The organism is Proteus sp. fly-1089 (assembly GCF_040138965.1).
Lineage (GTDB): Bacteria > Pseudomonadota > Gammaproteobacteria > Enterobacterales > Enterobacteriaceae > Proteus > Proteus vulgaris_B.
The window spans coordinates 343,090-359,799 of sequence record NZ_JBEETS010000001.1; the positions used below are offsets into that span (position 1 = coordinate 343,090).

Genomic DNA, 16,710 nt, shown 5'->3' on the forward strand with positions numbered 1-16,710 from the left:
AGTTTGGGAATAGAGTGGTTCCATTCAGTAAGACTACCCTTTATTATCCCTGAACACTTCGCATTAGCAACAGGAACAGCACAGATTTCATGTACAATTCTGTCTCATTTTATATAGGGCTCCGTTATATGCGGGGTCGCGCGGTCGATAAGTTCGGTCGCTTCGTCTCATGGCTATCCGCTTTAGGGATCATGTTAGGTGTAGCAGCGCTTATCACAGTGACTTCTGTCATGAATGGTTTTGAGCGTTCATTGCAAGAAAGCATTCTTGCTTATCTTCCACAAGCCATAGTGACATCACCTAACGGGCAATTACCCCGACAATCAAATATAGCCGAAAATCTACTGACGCGAGAAGGTATCATAAACGTTGTCCCTTTAGTAGAAGGTGATGTTGTTTTGCAGAGTAAAGATAATATCAGCGTTGGTGTCATGTTAGGGATTGAAAAAGCACAAGATGAACCTTTAACAAAACATATTCGTTATGGTGATTTCTCTATGCTTAAATCGGGTGAATATGGCGTGATCTTAGGAAGTGGCTTAGCTAAACAACTAAAAGCAAAAGAAGGGGATAAAATCCGTCTGATTGTGCCAAGTGTTAGTCAACTCACTCCAATGGGAAGATTACCCAGTCAACGATTATTTACTGTTAAAGGTATTTTCCAAAGTGGTGGGGATGCTGACGCCTCTCAAATTCTAGTCAATCAACAAGATGCGGCGCGTTTAATGCGTTATCAGCCTGGTAATATTACAGGGTGGCGTCTTTTCTTTTCTGATCCTCTCAATATTGAAAAATACAGTGCTAAGCCTTTAGCTACAAACTTAAGTTGGAAAGATTGGCGCGAACGTAAAGGTGAATTTTTCCAGGCAGTTAAAATGGAAAAAAATATGATGGGATTATTATTAAGCTTAATTATTGCTGTGGCTGCTTTTAATATTATTACCTCACTTTCTTTATTAGTGATGGAAAAACAAGGAGAAGTAGCTATTTTGCAAACTATGGGCTTAAAACGTTCCCAGATTATGTCCATTTTTATGTTGCAAGGTGCTGGTGCCGGTATGTTAGGTGCAGTTGCTGGTGGTCTTTTGGGGGCATTACTCTCTAGCCAGTTAAATACTATTATGCCAGCGGTAGGGCTTATTCCACAAGGTGTTGAATTACCTGCAACGCTTGAATGGGGAAGAGTATTTATGATTGGCTTTGCAGCCATTGTGATTTCCCTTTTATCTACTTTATACCCGTCTTGGCGGGCCGCGACTATTCAGCCAGCAGAGGCGCTACGTTATGAGTAATTCTTCTATTAATAAACAGCCAATGGCATCAGAAAAAAACATGCAAATTGACAAAAATTGTTTATTGGATTGTCACGCCCTGTGTAAACAATACCAAGACGGTACAATTTCAACCCAAGTGCTGAAATCGGTTTCATTTAAAATGGAAAAAGGTGATTTTTTAGCGATTGTGGGTAGTTCTGGTTCAGGCAAAAGTACCTTATTGCATTTATTAGGTGGCTTAGATTCACCGACATCTGGCGAAGTTTTCTTTGAAGGGCAATCACTCAATACATTATCTTCTTCAGAAAAAGCCGATCTGCGTAATACACAACTGGGTTTTATTTATCAATTCCATCACTTATTACCGGATTTTACTGCGCTTGAAAATGTGGCAATGCCATTAATGATTGGTGGGGTTAGTGTTGCAAAGGCGAAAGAGAAAGCAATGTCTTTACTTGAAGCGGTTGGCTTAAAAGAGCGTGCTCATCATCGTCCTTCAGAGCTTTCAGGTGGCGAAAGACAACGTGTTGCGATTGCGAGAGCATTGGTTAACGATCCTGCATTAGTACTTGCGGATGAACCAACAGGTAATCTTGATCAGAAAAACGCCGAAGGTATTTTCGAGTTATTGATTAAATTAAATAAAGAGAAGCAAACTGCTTTTCTGGTGGTGACGCATGATTTATCACTGGCGGCTCGTTTTCAGCGTCAACTTGAAATGAAAGATGGTCAATTACAGCCACAAAATATGATTTCAGGAGTGAAATAATGGCGCAATTGCCACTTGCATTAGTGACCGCATTACGTTTTTCAAGAGGGCGAAAACGTGCGGGAATGGTTTCGTTAATCTCGGTTATTTCAACACTGGGCATTATGCTTGGCGTGGCTGTTTTAATTATTGGCTTAAGTGCCATGAATGGCTTTGAGCGCGAATTAAAAAACCGTATTTTATCGGTAGTGCCTCATGGGCAAATCTATTCAGTAGAACAGCCATTTGTACAATGGCAATCGGCATTACCTCGAATTGAAAAAACATCAGGAGTTGTCGCGGCCGCGCCGTATATCTTATTAACGGGATTGTTAGAGAAAGGAACTGAATTAAAAGCAGTGCAAGTTATGGGAGTATCTCCTGAAAAACAAGGAGATATCAGCTTATTACCTCGCTATGTACAAAATAATGCATGGCAAGATTTTCGTGCGGATAAGCAACAAATTATTGTTGGGCAAGGTGTTGCAGACGTATTAAAAATTAAACAGGGTGATTGGCTAACGGTATTAATCCCGAATAATGATGATCCAACTAAGTTATTACAGCCTAAACGTATTCGCTTACAAGTTAGTGGCATATTTAAATTGAGTGGAATGCTCGATCACCAATTAGCATTAATTCCTCTAGCAGATGCTCAACAATATATGGATTACGGCCAAGGTATTACAGGAATTGAAGTGAAAACGGTTGATCCGTTTTTGGCTAATGAAATTATTCATAATGCGGGTTTAAATAGTGAAGAGTATGTTTATGCTAAAAGTTGGATAAGTGACTATGGCTATATGTATAGCGATATTCAAATGATCCGTAGCATTATGTATTTATCCATGATCTTAGTGATTGGTGTGGCTTGTTTTAATATTGTATCGACGCTGATTATGGCGGTAAGAGATAAAAGCAGTGACATTGCTATTTTACGAACGCTCGGCGCACGTGATAGTCATATCCGTAATATCTTTTTATGGTACGGCTTATTATCAGGCATGATTGGCTGTATTGCAGGCGTCATTTTTGGTGTATTAGTGGCTTATAATTTAACACCTTTAGTTTCTGTTGTTGAATCATTAACAGGGCATAGTGTACTTTCTGGTGATGTTTATTTTGTCGATTTCCTCCCTTCAGAAGTACATTTGATTGATGTTTTTTCTGTATTTATCACCACTGTGATCTTAAGCCTGATAGCAAGTTGGTATCCTGCTCGTCGAGCCACTAAACTAGATCCTGCAAGAATTTTAAGTGGACAATAAGTTTATTGACATACAAAGAAGAAAAAACACTTAAAATAGTAACGCTAGAAACGCAATATTTAAATTTGAAAACCAAGGATTGTAATGATGAAACTTAAACTTCGTCATCGTCGGCTTAGGAAGTTTCGTAAGATCAAAAGTTTACGACGACAACATTCACGTTGTCGTTATTTTCATCTCACCCATAAAACGGAACATGAAATGAGTTTACCCAAAGTTGTCGTATTAACAGGGGCTGGCATTTCTGCTGAATCAGGAATTAAAACATTTCGTTCAGAAGATGGATTGTGGGAAGAACATCGCGTTGAAGATGTTGCTACACCTGAAGGCTATCAACGCAACCCACAATTGGTCCAGCAGTTTTATAATGAACGTCGTCGCCAATTACAACAACCTACAATTCAGCCAAATGAAGCGCATTATGCATTAGCAAAACTTGAGCAATGCTTAGGTAAAGATAACTTCCTTCTTGTAACGCAAAATATTGATAATTTACATGAGAAAGCAGGTAGTCAGCATATTTTACATATGCATGGTGAATTATTAAAAGTACGTTGTCCACAATCCCGCCAAGTTTTTGAATGGAAAGGTGATTTAGAAACAACAGATCACTGCCATTGTTGCCAATTTCCATCACCACTACGTCCACATATTGTCTGGTTTGGTGAAATGCCTATTGGCATGGATGATATTTATCGAGCTTTGGCTGAGGCTGATATTTTTATCTCTATTGGCACTTCTGGTAATGTCTATCCTGCTGCGGGTTTTGTACATGAAGCTAGGCTAGCTGGCGCTCATACTGTTGAGCTAAATCTTGAGCCAAGTTTAGTTGAAAGCCAGTTTGAAGAAAAACATTATGGGCCAGCAAGTCAGGTTGTTGATGAATATGTTCATAAATTGTTTGAATTAATTAATGATCCTAAAGCTGATTTGACGCAATAATTATTTTATAGAGTTCCCTATTATTGTTATTAGAGAGATCTTAGGGGGCAAAATGGATAAATTATTAGAACGTTTTTTTGAATATATTAATTTTGATACACAATCAAAACCATCTTCAAAAATGTCACCAAGCAGTGATGGTCAGCTAAAACTAGCTAAGGCATTGGCACAAGAATTAAAAAAACTGGGTTTTGCTGATGTAACACTCAGTGACAAAGGATGTGTAATGGCAAGTTTGCCATCCAATGTTTCTTGGCCAGTGCCTGTGATTGGTTTTATTTCGCATCTTGACACAGCGCCTGATTTTTCTGGTAAGCATGTAAAACCACAAGTGCTTGAAGATTATCGTGGCGGAGATATTGCATTGGGTATTGGTGATGAAGTGTTATCACCTGTTATGTTTCCAATCTTACATTCCATGATTGGTAAAACATTAATCACCACAGACGGTAAAACCTTATTAGGCGCTGATGATAAAGCGGGTATTGCTGAAATCATTACCGCTATGGTGCGTTTAAAAGAAACGAACCGACCTCATGGTGATATCCGTATTGCGTTCACACCTGACGAAGAAATTGGTCGTGGCGCGCATTATGTCGATTTAAATGCATTTGGTGCAAGCTGGGCTTATACCGTTGATGGTGGTGGCGTTGGCGAATTGGAATATGAAAACTTCAACGCTGCATCAGTGAATATCAAAATTGTTGGTAACAATGTTCACCCTGGGAGTGCAAAAGGGGTGATGGTAAATGCATTAGGATTAGCAACGCGCATTCATCAAGAATTACCGACTGATGAGACGCCTGAAAATACAGAGGGTTATGATGGTTTTTATCACCTTCAAAGTATTAAAGGAACGGTAGAAAGAGCGGAAATGCACTATATTATCCGTGATTTTAATCGTAACGTATTTGAAAAACGCAAACAGAATATGATTGCGATTGCAGAAAAAGTTGGTAAAGGTTTACACCCAGATTGCTATATTGAGCTGACTATTGATGATAGTTATTACAATATGCATGATAAAGTTGTTCAATTCCCACACATTATTGATATTGCAAAACAAGCGATGATTGATTGTGATATTGAGCCTAACATCAAACCTATCCGTGGTGGCACAGATGGTGCTCAGCTTTCTTATCGTGGATTACCTTGCCCAAATATTTTTACGGGTGGGTATAATTTCCATGGTAAGCATGAATTTATCTCTTTAGAAGGAATGGAAGCTGCGGTGAGTGTGATCATGCGTATTGCTGAAATTACGGCTGAAAGAGAAAAGGCTAAAGTGATTAATTAATCGCTTGTATAGCTCAGAAAATAAAATAATAGCCGATATGTCGGCTATTATTTTTTTAATTACCTTATTTTAGCTACCTTATTATTTTTGAATATTTATTTGCATTTTTAATTTAATTTTATCTTAAGGGTAATTAATAAAATAAAATAGGAGTGGTTGCTGAAGATCAATCTAAAATAAATTGAATAGGGGGTACTTAATCTAAAATAAAACTACTTTATAATAATGATAGTGCTAATTATGAATTTTTCAAACTTAAAATATACGCTATTTTATCGTAATAGATTGATAAATTAGAATGATTACATTTCATTTATAATTATTATAAAACGATACTATAAGGGTAGTAGAATGGATTCGATTTCAGAAAAATTAGTTGACCCCATAATTGAAAAACAAGTTAAATCAAATAAACAGAAAGAAAATAATATTAATAATGAAAGTGAATATTTAATCAAAAAGTCTGAAAAACATTCATTTATTATTATTTTTAGTTACTTTGCTATCACTTTTATAATTTTATTTTCTTTATTTATTACAAATAGTAAGCACACTTTATTACTCTTTTTCTTACAAAGTGTTTTTTTTGTCTCAATTCCTTTTTTCTTTCATAATACAAGAGTGCTTTTAAAAGGAACTGTAAATTATTTAATTCGCTGAGTTTTAAAATCAGAGATATTTTAAGATATTGAGTAATAAAAAAGCCCAGCCATGTTAATGGCTGGGCTTTATAACTTATCACTATAATTAGTGATAATTAATCTTCAAAATACCAATAACCTTGATTCACTAACTGTGTTAATAAACGTACAAATTTTGGATCAGCTAATGCATCACCCAAGTGTTGTTTATTAATATAATCATATTGGCAAAGCGCATCTACCGCTTCTATATGATCAGTATCCATCAATTGACCATTTACAAAACAGTTATCGCCAACTCGTAACGCACGAATACCATTTAAACGATGGAGTTGCTCACCTTGTTGCAGTAAATCGTGAATTTCTGCATTTTCATATAAAGGTTCTGGAACTGCGAGATCAAGTTCATGGCGAGATTGAGAAATAAATTCACCAAACCAATGACGGAATACTTCTGGTTGAGCAAGTAAATCTTCCATCATGTCATGAAGTTTATTTAATTCTTGATGTTGCACTAATGCTGGGTTTTCACGCGGTGTTAGGTCTGGATCACTATAACGATAGCTGCCTAAATCATTTGCTAACACATAGTCAGCGAAACCACTGAAAAGTTCACGAGCATTAGGCGCTCTGAAACCTACAGAGTAGTTTAGTGACTCTTCAATCGCATAGCCTTCATGTGGGAATCCAGGTGGGATATAAAGAATATCACCCGGTTCTAATTCTTCATCAATAATTGCTTCAAAAGGGTCAACTTGAAGTAAATCAGGGTGAGGGCAGTGTTGTTTCATCGGGATTTTTTCACCCACACGCCAGCGACGACGACCTTGTCCTTGAATAATAAAGACATCATATTGATCGAGGTGCGGGCCTACACCACCACCAGGAACAGAATAAGAGATCATTAAATCATCAATGCGCCAATCGGGTAATACACGAAATGGCTTCATTAATGCCGCACTAGGAAAATGCCAGTGATCGACGGCTTGTACAAGTAAAGACCAATCTTTATCACCAAGTCCTTCGAAGTGCTCAAAAGGCCCATGTTTGACTCCCCATTGTCCGTCTTGACAGCTAACAAGACGGCTATCCACTTCATCTTCCATTGCAAGACCAGCAAGTTCGTCAGGAGATAAAGGATCAACAAAACGTGAGAAGCCGTTTTTAATTAATAAAGGGCGTTTTTGCCAATGGCTTTCGAGAAATGATTGCCAATCTAAATTAAGTTTATAGTCCATTGTGTATATCCTGAATTCGGGAAGCCTGAAGCCATAGTATAATGAATTCTAACTTCCTGCTAAACATTACTTTGAGCAATGTGAGTAATAGCGAGTAACACTGTAATAACTGAGCAGATATCATACATAATGCAATATACGGAGTGGGGAGTTTGATAAAAAAGTATTTTTTATCATGAATGGTTATTCACGCTCAGTGGTAAGTTGCTGTTCAGCAAAGATTACAGTGATACGAGCGCCACCTAAAGGGCTATCGGTAATAGTAATTTCGCCACTGTATTGTTCAATAATATCTACCGCGATAGATAATCCTAAACCTTGCCCCGGTCGTAGCGTGTCTGCTCTTGTTCCTCGCTGGAAAATAATCTCTCTTTTTTCAGAGCTAACACCAGGGCCATCATCATCAACAATCATTATTACGCTGTTTTCATTATTACTTACATTGATTTCAACAAACTCTAAGCAGTATTTACAAGCGTTATCCAGAATATTGCCCATCACTTCCATAAAATCATTTTTCTCACCTAACCACATGATTTCAGGTGAAACATTGAGTGTTAAATCAACGCCTTTTGACTGATAAACTTTACTTAATGCACTACACAGATTATCTAACAACCCTGATAGTGAATGGAGTTTTCGCGTGGTAATGTCGTGATCACCATGAATAGATGCTCGATGCAAATAATAACCGACTTGTTGTGAAATTCGTTCTATTTGATCAAGCATGATAGGTTCAGCTTGCTCTATCGTCATTTGCTTACCTGATCGTAAAGAGCGTAATGTTGATTGTAATACGGCGAGTGGCGTTTTTAAGCTGTGGGTAAGATCAGATAAACTTGTGCGATATTTACTATAACGGCTTCGTTCATTACGCAATAACACATTTAAATTTCTAACTAAGCCTTTTAACTCGGTTGGTGGGTTTTCATCCAAATCATTACGTGTACCTTTTTCTAATGCACTGATTTGTTCTATCACTTGTTTTATAGGCCGTAAACTCCAGTGTGCAGCTAACCAAATTAAAGGCACAACTAAAAATAAATTAGCGAGAATAATATATAAAAACCAGTCCCAAACTTGACTGACTTTTTGCATGCGCTGAGGGATAGGATCGATAACCGCGATTGCCATATAAGGCATATTATCAGCCGCAGGATAATGATTAATTACCACGGAGTGAGTTAAAAATTCGTTACTTGAATATTCTTCGAGTCGTTTGAGATAAACACGGTATTGAGGCAACTGTTGTAGCATTAAACGAGTTGTTTTGACATCAACCGAAATTTCAAATAACCCTTCTTCATGGCGCCATTTATGCTTAATGCTATTAGGAATGGCTTTAGGTAAATCAGAAGGTGTCCATAAGACATTACCTTTATCATCAAAAACGACCACTAGCGATGTATTGTTATTATTCAAATTTGTTGGAAATTCAATATTCAGCTTGCCTTTATTCCACTGGGCTAAACTGTAATAAAGATTACTTTGACTACGCATCAGCATAAAAGTGGTTTTATCTACACTGACAATAGAACCGACTATAGCAACCAACCCATAAGAGAGTGTAAGAGCTAAAATAATAGCACTCGTTGCAAGTAAAAATCGTGTTCGTAATGAGAGTGGAGAGCGCTGTTTTTTTTGCATATTAAGGTTTCATATCAAAACGGTAGCCTTGTCCACGGACTGTCACGACAACATCATCAGGGTATTTTTCTAAGATTTTTTTACGTAATCGCCCCATTAGTACATCAATAGTGTGGCTTTCTTTTAATTCAGCATCTGGATACAACTGACGCATTAATGCATCTTTGCTAACAACTTTGTTTTGATTACGCATTAATGTTTCTAAAATGGTATATTCAAACGCTGTTAATTTGATTTGCTCGCCTGAAATCATGAACTCTTTACGTGACAAATCCAACTCAAAAGGCTCAATAGAGAGTATTTGTGATGCAATTCCCATGTTTCTTCGCATTAATGCCTGAATACGTGCAACAATTTCCTCAAAATGAAAAGGTTTTGTCACATAATCATCAGCGCCCGCATTTAATGCAGAGACTTTTTCTTGCCAACTTTCACGCGCAGTTAATACCATAATAGGTAACGTAATATTGTTTTCTCGCCATCTTCGAATAAGGCTAATGCCATCTTCATCAGGTAATCCTAAATCTACAATAGCAACATCGGGTGTACCTTCGGTTATAAAACTATCTGCTTCTTTGGCATCTTCTGCTGCATCAACTTGATGGCCTGCATCACGAAACTGCACGGATAAGTGATGACGAAGTAAAATATTATCTTCAATAATTAAGATCCGCATTATTCCACCTTGAGTACAATCGGTAAAAATACACCGTTGTAAAATAAATATAGGACATGATAGTCAGTCTATTAGATAAAAATATAAGGTTATCATAGACAATCTATTGATTAAAAAATACTGTAGCCAGCGACGTGTTTAGGTTATAGATAGTTTTCTTCGTTTTTTTGTTATAAAAAAAGGCAGAAATTATCTGCCTTTTCGTGTGATAAATTAGTTTAACTTATCAACAAACTGAGTTGCAAAACCAACATAACTTTCAGGTGTCATCGCTTTTAAACGAGTTTTTTCATGCTCAGGCAATTCTAAACCGTCGATGAAAATAACCATATCTTGCTCAGTAATACGCTTACCACGAGTTAATTCTTTTAGTTTTTCATACGGTTTTTCAATGCCATAACGACGCATTACAGTTTGAATAGGCTCTGCTAACACTTCCCAATTACAATCTAACTCTTCGCGAAGATGTTTTTCATTTACTTCAAGCTTATTAAGGCCTTTCATGGTTGATTGGTAAGCAATTAACGCATAACCAATACCCACACCTAAATTGCGCAGAACGGTTGAATCAGTTAAATCACGTTGCCAACGAGAAAGCGGCAATTTACTAGAAAGGTGCCCCATAACGGCATTAGCTAACCCTAAGTTGCCTTCCGAGTTTTCAAAATCAATAGGGTTTACTTTATGTGGCATGGTCGATGAACCAATTTCGCCCGCAATAGTTTTTTGTTTGAAGTGATTCAGTGCGACATAACCCCAAATATCACGATCGAAATCGATCAAAATGGTATTGAAACGACTAATACAATCAAAAAGTTCAGCAATATAATCATGCGGCTCAATTTGTGTTGTGTATGGGTTCCATGTAATACCTAATGAAGTCACAAATTCTTCACTAAATTGGTGCCAGTTTACTTCAGGATAAGCGGCCAAGTGGGCGTTATAGTTACCGACGGCACCATTAATTTTACCTAAAATCTCAACTTGCGTAAGTTGACGATATTGACGTTCCATGCGGTAAGCTACGTTAGCAAACTCTTTACCCATTGTAGACGGGGTAGCAGGTTGACCATGAGTGCGAGAAAGAAGAGGTAAGTCGCGGTATTCTTGCGCCATTTTACTAATTGTATCAATAAGTTCACGCCATGCAGGTAGCAGGATCTCTTGGCGAGCTGTTTCTAGCATAATGGCATGAGACAGATTATTAATATCTTCAGAAGTACAAGCAAAGTGAATAAACTCAGAAACCTGATGTAAAGCAGGGATAGTCGCCACTTTTTCTTTTAAGAAATATTCTACGGCTTTTACATCGTGGTTAGTGGTGCGTTCGATAGATTTGATGCGTGTTGCATCTTCTTCATTAAAATTAGCAACAATTGCATCAAGGTAATCGTTTGCGTTTTTTTCAAAGGCGGGAACTTCTTTAATGTCGGTGCAAGATGCCAGCTTTTGTAGCCAGCGAACTTCTACCTGTACACGGAATTTCAGAAGACCGAATTCACTAAAAATAGAACGTAACGACGAAGTTTTACTACCGTAACGACCGTCAATCGGTGAAATCGCTGTCAGCGAAGATAATTCCATTGTTGGCAACTCCCAGGTTGAATTTAAAGTATTAACATTGAGCGAGAAAATCATCAGCTTGTCGGATTATCGTCTTTTGATGCAATAAAAAATCAAAACGACGACCACCAACTTGGCGCCAGAGCACGGCACTACGGATACCCGTTAATAATAACGCTCTAACTTTAGCTTGAATAATTGGGTTTTTTAACAGTTCAATAGAGCCATGAACTTGAATGCGAGGGCCTACAGGGCTAACCGCATCAACATAAACTCCAGCGAGTGCATTGAATACACCTTCGGACATAGGTTCAAAATAGCTTTTTTGGCGCTCTAATTGAGAAATTTTTTGTGATAAACGTGAACTATAATCATCATTTCGTCCGATTAAGCGCTCTAAGTTGATTAAACCTTGTTGATAAGTCATCAATTCTAGCGTTAACTTTTCTCTTCTTACTGCCTGATGAATAGCTTTCAGTGTTTGAAAGCCTAATTTTAAATGACTGATTTGATTGCCATAAACATCAAGTGTTGATGTTGGATTGAGATTAAAAATACTGTTAACCATCACTTCAACATCATTCTCGTTCGCATTACCTTGGTAAGCAATTTGCTGAACAAGACGACTTGCCTGGCAGACGCCTGCCAGTGCAAGTGTAATATCACGAAAATCTTTAGCCACGTCTACTCCTGAATACGGGTTTCAATGATACCGCCACCTAAACAGACTTCGTCTTGATAAAAGACGGCTGATTGTCCCGGCGTTACAGCAGCAACGGGATAATCAAAGCGGACTTCAATTTTATCTTCACTTAATGGTGTTACTGTACACGCAATATCAGGTTGGCGATATCGTGTTTTAACAGTACAGCGGAAAGCTTCAGTAATTGGCTCTCTCGATACCCAATGTAATTGTTGAGCAATTAAGCCGACAGACATTAATCTTGGATGTTCATGACCTTGCGCCACAACAAGAATATTATTTTCAACATCTTTATCAACGACATACCAAGGATCATCTCCACCGTCTTTTGTTCCACCAATACCTAAACCTTTACGTTGACCTAATGTGTGATACATCAATCCTTGGTGTTCACCAATAGTTTCACCGTCAACTGTGATGATAGGACCAGGTTTAGCTGGGAGGTAACGTGATAAGAAATCGGTAAATTTACGCTCACCAATAAAACAAATACCCGTTGAATCTTTTTTCTTTGCTGTTGCTAAATCAAGCTTTTCAGCGATTTTTCTAACTTCAGGTTTTTCCATTTCACCAACAGGGAAAAGGCTTTGTGCGATTTGCTCGTGACTTAACGTGTATAAGAAATAGCTCTGGTCTTTGTTATTATCGACGCCACGAAGTAATTGGCTTTTGCCATTGATATCACGACGGCGAACATAGTGACCTGTTGCGATATAATCAGCACCTAAATCTTCTGCTGCATATTCTAAAAATGCTTTAAATTTTATTTCTTTATTGCACAGAATATCGGGGTTTGGAGTGCGGCCTGCTTTATATTCAGATAAAAAATGTTCAAAAACATTATCCCAATACTCGGCGGCAAAATTGATAGTATAAAGTTCAATGCCAAGTTTATCGCACACAGCTTGCGCATCGGCAAGATCCGTTGAAGCTGAACAATATTCTGTATCGTCGTCTTCTTCCCAGTTCTTCATAAACAGACCAACGACCTGATATCCCTGTTCCTTAAGAAGATAGGCTGAGACGGATGAATCTACGCCACCGGACATTCCTACGATGACTTTTTTTTGGCTGTTATCTGACATGACTGGATCTCACTGCGGAAAAATAAGCGCCATACTTTACCATATCACTGACACAGGTGCATCAAGTGTTGCTCTGTTTTTGATGCTTTGTTTTTCCATTCTCTGTCATTTAGTTAAAGGGGGCGCCAAAGCTAGTTAAAATAGACAGAGGGTAACATTCACCTTGTTGATAACATAACAGGCTTTCTCTTACTAAAGGCGAGCGTAATTGCTGGCTTTGGATAATTTCATCTGCGCTAACCCAGTGACAACAATTGATATCGCTATCATTAGGGTGAGTTTCAAATTGTTCTTGTGCTTCAATTAGAAAGAGAAAACGTAAAAAAGGGGTTTTATCAGGGGCAATCCATTGATGTAATTTAAGGAAATATTGAACAGGAAGTGTTAATCCTGTTTCTTCCCATAACTCACGTTGAACGGCTTGGATAAGTGTTTCATTGGCTTCAAGGTGCCCCGCAGGTTGATTCCACGTTGCTTTTCCATTGACAGTTTCTTCAACAACGAGAAACTTATTTTGCGCATGAACAATACACGCGACAGTCACATGAGGTTTAAACAAAATCAATCTCCTTCCATTCACCGGGTAATAAATTATCCAATGCAATATTTCCCATACTAAAGCGGATCAAGCGTAATGTAGGATAACCAATATGAGCCGTCATTCGCCTTACTTGCCGGTTTTTACCTTCAAATAAGGTAATTTTTAGCCAAGTTGTGGGAATAGTTTGGCGTTCTCTAATAGGCGGATTTCTCTCCCATAGCCATTCGGGTTGCTCAACTATTTCGACTTGAGCTGGCAATGTTTTGCCATCTTTAAGCTCTAATCCATCTCGGAATTGTTGTAATGCTACTGTACAAGGAACACCTTCTACCTGAGCATAGTAGATTTTTCCTGTTTTTTTACCTGGTTGTGTTAATTTTGCTTGTAGCTTTCCATCATTTGTTAAGACTAAAAGTCCTTCACTGTCTCTATCTAAACGTCCAGCTGCGTAAATGTCACGAATAGGAATAAAATCTTTTAGTGTTTTTCTGCCACTTTCATCGGTAAATTGGACTAGCACATCAAAGGGTTTATTAAAGATAACCACTTTGCGCTCACCTCTAGGGCGTACTGCTTTCTTCTGTGCTGATGGAGTATGGTATTTTTTCGATTTAGCACTATTTTTAAATTGATTTGGCATAGTTAATTTTTGTAAAAAATGGGAGATTGATTATACCTTAAAAGAGAAGCGATTGGCGTTAGCTGAATAATCAAGTAGTATTGACAGGTCTCTTACAAAAAATTAACAAAGCGTGCGCTTACATGAAAGGAGAGGTAAATGGAAAGCAAAGTAGTTGTTCCGGCTAATGGCGCTAAAATTACACTAGATGCTAAAGGTAAGCTTGTTGTTCCAAATAATCCGGTTATCCCTTATATCGAAGGGGATGGTATCGGTATCGATGTCACGCCAGCAATGTTAAAAGTTGTTGATGCAGCAGTTGAGAAAGCTTACGGCAAAGAACGTAAGATTGAGTGGATGGAAGTCTACACCGGTGAGAAATCAACACAGGTATATGGTAAAGATGTTTGGTTACCAGAAGAAACCTTAGATCTTATCCGTGAATATCGTGTTTCTATTAAAGGTCCTCTTACTACCCCAGTTGGCGGTGGTATCCGTTCATTAAACGTTGCATTACGTCAACAACTCGACCTCTATATTTGCCTACGCCCAGTACGTTACTACAAAGGCACACCAAGCCCAGTTAAACAACCTGAACTAACTGATATGGTTATCTTCCGTGAAAACTCAGAAGATATCTATGCAGGTATTGAATGGAAAGCGGGCTCAGCAGAAGCTGATAAAGTAATTAAATTCCTGCAAAATGAAATGGGTGTTACCAAAATCCGCTTCCCACAAGATTGTGGTATTGGTATCAAGCCTTGTTCAGAAGAAGGGACTAAGCGCTTAGTTCGTGCAGCGATTGAATACGCGATTGATAATGATCGTGATTCAGTCACTCTGGTACACAAAGGTAATATTATGAAATTTACCGAAGGTGCCTTTAAAGACTGGGGTTATGAATTAGCACGCGAAGAGTTTGGTGGTGAATTATTAGATGGTGGTCCTTGGGTTAAAATTAAAAATCCAAAATCAGGTAAAGAGATCATCGTTAAAGACGTTATCGCCGACGCATTCTTGCAACAGATCCTGCTACGCCCAGCAGAATATGATGTCATTGCATGTATGAACCTAAATGGTGACTATATTTCTGATGCATTAGCTGCGCAAGTTGGTGGTATCGGTATTGCACCAGGTGCAAATATTGGTGACGAGTGTGCATTATTTGAAGCAACACACGGCACAGCACCTAAATATGCAGGTCAAGATAAAGTTAACCCAGGCTCAATTATCCTTTCCGCGGAAATGATGCTACGCCATATGGGTTGGACAGAAGCCGCTGACTTAATCATTAAAGGTATGGAAGGCGCGATTGCCGCTAAGACTGTAACTTATGATTTCGAACGTCAGTTAGAAGGCGCTAAACTGCTGAAATGTAGTGAGTTTGGTGACGCAATTATCAAACACATGTAATTGTTGATTTGATAAATAGTTAACGGGAGCTTATTAGTTCCCGTTTATTTTTTGTACTATAAAATTCTTCCCCAAAATATCCCCAAAACTCTTCCCCAAAACTGTTCAATTAAACAGCAATAATTTGCCATTCTTTGCCTCTATCGTCGTGGTATTTATCAGTCATATTTTGTGTTTTATGCCCCAATAATTTTTGTGTATTAATTCCTTGCTCACGATAAAGCCGCTCGGATAAAGAACGTTGTTCATGGAAAGTAGGTGCAGTACCTTTTTCCCAAGTTAACCCACATTTATCTCGTGCTTTTTTAAATGTTGTGGTTAATGTATTTGGTGTGACTTGTTCGCCACGTTTCGCTTGCGCGGTGGTATGTCGATAATGCACGAGATATTTACTCACAACCGCGTCACGACATTGAGCAACAACATCCCTTAAGGAGAGGTTGATAGCCTCACATTTTAGCGAGAGAGGGATGGCCAACTTACTCCCCGTTTTCTCTTGCTGTATATGTAACATGTCATCCCAAATATCAGAGAATTTCATTTTACAGATATCACCGATCCGCTGACCTGTGGTTAAGGCCAGCAACATGCCACATTGCAAGTAAGGAGGGTGGTTCTTAGCTTGCTGGTAAATAGTGCGCCATTCGTCCAATGTCATGCGTTCTCTTTTCACTCTGTTCCGTGGTTGTTTAGTTGCTTTCGCGGGATTGTAACCAGGAGGAACATAGCCAGCATGTTGAGCTTCTTTAAATACATCAATAAGCACCATGCGAACAACCTGCGCCATTCTTGAATGTCCTAATACTTTGATGGAATCTATTATTTCAGCAATATCTAAAGCGGTTATCTCTTTTAATATTTTCGTACCACAATACTGACGGAATAAATTAATAGGTTTCATTTTTTGTCGATAAGAATTAATTTTTAATTCACCGATATCTAATCTTTCTTTTTGAATATCTAAATATTTATCCATCCATATATCGACAGATATTTCAGACTTGTTTGTCTTAATTTTTGATAACCGTTCATTAATACTTAATAACTGTCGAGTA

The 16,710-nt window shown here is 38.1% G+C and carries 15 protein-coding genes and 1 pseudogene; 7 read left to right on the forward strand and 9 right to left on the reverse strand.

The genetic code is table 11. The annotated features are described in order from the left end of the window. Positions 1–89: 89 nt before the first annotated feature. The 6 genes from lolC to ABN080_RS01580 all read left to right on the forward strand — a co-directional run bounded on the left by lolC (position 90) and on the right by ABN080_RS01580 (position 6,189). Complete coding sequence (gene lolC, locus ABN080_RS01555; RefSeq protein ID WP_072069885.1) at positions 90–1,292, forward strand: lipoprotein-releasing ABC transporter permease subunit LolC; 1,203 nt, start codon at positions 90–92, stop codon at positions 1,290–1,292. Between the two features lie 40 nt (positions 1,293–1,332). Next, the gene (gene lolD / locus ABN080_RS01560; RefSeq protein WP_072069987.1) at positions 1,333–2,043 is read left to right on the forward strand and encodes a lipoprotein-releasing ABC transporter ATP-binding protein LolD; all 711 of its coding nucleotides are present in this window, start codon (positions 1,333–1,335) and stop codon (positions 2,041–2,043) included. Then, entirely contained in the window at positions 2,043–3,290 is a 1,248-nt protein-coding gene (lolE, locus tag ABN080_RS01565; protein WP_349440194.1) for a lipoprotein-releasing ABC transporter permease subunit LolE, read from the forward strand. Before lolD ends, lolE begins: the two co-directional genes overlap by 1 nt. 84 nt (positions 3,291–3,374) lie before the next feature. Further along, positions 3,375–4,232 (forward strand): Sir2 family NAD+-dependent deacetylase, encoded by an 858-nt coding sequence (gene cobB / locus ABN080_RS01570; protein WP_196553248.1) that lies wholly within the window; start codon positions 3,375–3,377, stop codon positions 4,230–4,232. Positions 4,233–4,284: 52 nt separating this feature from the next. After that, positions 4,285–5,529, forward strand: a complete 1,245-nt coding sequence (pepT, locus tag ABN080_RS01575; protein ID WP_196553247.1) for a peptidase T — start codon at positions 4,285–4,287, stop codon at positions 5,527–5,529. A gap of 351 nt (positions 5,530–5,880) precedes the next feature. Further along, positions 5,881–6,189 (forward strand): hypothetical protein, encoded by a 309-nt coding sequence (locus tag ABN080_RS01580; RefSeq protein ID WP_349440195.1) that lies wholly within the window; start codon positions 5,881–5,883, stop codon positions 6,187–6,189. A 97-nt stretch (positions 6,190–6,286) separates the two neighbouring features. Here the strand turns inward: ABN080_RS01580 and ABN080_RS01585 are convergent, their stop codons facing one another. The 8 genes from ABN080_RS01585 to rluE all read right to left on the reverse strand — a co-directional run bounded on the left by ABN080_RS01585 (position 6,287) and on the right by rluE (position 14,263). Beyond that, a complete protein-coding gene (locus ABN080_RS01585; protein WP_072069880.1) occupies positions 6,287–7,408 on the reverse strand; it encodes a ribosomal protein uL16 3-hydroxylase in 1,122 nt (373 codons plus the stop codon). 183 nt (positions 7,409–7,591) lie between these two features. Then, positions 7,592–9,055 (reverse strand): two-component system sensor histidine kinase PhoQ, encoded by a 1,464-nt coding sequence (gene phoQ, locus ABN080_RS01590; RefSeq protein WP_197269340.1) that lies wholly within the window; start codon positions 9,053–9,055, stop codon positions 7,592–7,594. A gap of 1 nt (position 9,056) precedes the next feature. Further along, a complete protein-coding gene (phoP, locus tag ABN080_RS01595; protein WP_072069878.1) occupies positions 9,057–9,731 on the reverse strand; it encodes a two-component system response regulator PhoP in 675 nt (224 codons plus the stop codon). A 213-nt stretch (positions 9,732–9,944) separates the two neighbouring features. Beyond that, complete coding sequence (gene purB / locus ABN080_RS01600) at positions 9,945–11,315, reverse strand: adenylosuccinate lyase (RefSeq protein WP_197269339.1); 1,371 nt, start codon at positions 11,313–11,315, stop codon at positions 9,945–9,947. Positions 11,316–11,346: 31 nt separating this feature from the next. Then, the gene (gene hflD / locus ABN080_RS01605) at positions 11,347–11,976 is read right to left on the reverse strand and encodes a high frequency lysogenization protein HflD (RefSeq protein ID WP_349440196.1); all 630 of its coding nucleotides are present in this window, start codon (positions 11,974–11,976) and stop codon (positions 11,347–11,349) included. Between the two features lie 2 nt (positions 11,977–11,978). After that, positions 11,979–13,082 carry a tRNA 2-thiouridine(34) synthase MnmA gene (mnmA, locus tag ABN080_RS01610; RefSeq protein ID WP_109409358.1) on the reverse strand — a complete coding sequence of 368 codons (1,104 nt, stop codon included), beginning with the start codon at positions 13,080–13,082 and terminating at the stop codon, positions 11,979–11,981. Positions 13,083–13,191: 109 nt separating this feature from the next. After that, complete coding sequence (locus ABN080_RS01615; RefSeq protein WP_197269338.1) at positions 13,192–13,641, reverse strand: NUDIX hydrolase; 450 nt, start codon at positions 13,639–13,641, stop codon at positions 13,192–13,194. Further along, complete coding sequence (gene rluE, locus ABN080_RS01620; RefSeq protein ID WP_196553241.1) at positions 13,634–14,263, reverse strand: 23S rRNA pseudouridine(2457) synthase RluE; 630 nt, start codon at positions 14,261–14,263, stop codon at positions 13,634–13,636. Before rluE ends, ABN080_RS01615 begins: the two co-directional genes overlap by 8 nt. A 138-nt stretch (positions 14,264–14,401) precedes the next feature. Between rluE and icd the strand changes: the two genes are divergently transcribed. Continuing rightward, positions 14,402–15,655 (forward strand): NADP-dependent isocitrate dehydrogenase, encoded by a 1,254-nt coding sequence (icd, locus tag ABN080_RS01625; RefSeq protein WP_006537208.1) that lies wholly within the window; start codon positions 14,402–14,404, stop codon positions 15,653–15,655. A gap of 109 nt (positions 15,656–15,764) precedes the next feature. On the opposite strand, the pseudogene ABN080_RS01630 reads toward icd, so the two are convergent. After that, positions 15,765–16,709 (reverse strand): annotated as a pseudogene (locus ABN080_RS01630) (tyrosine-type recombinase/integrase); the annotation flags it as partial. Between the last annotated feature and the right edge of the window lies 1 nt (position 16,710).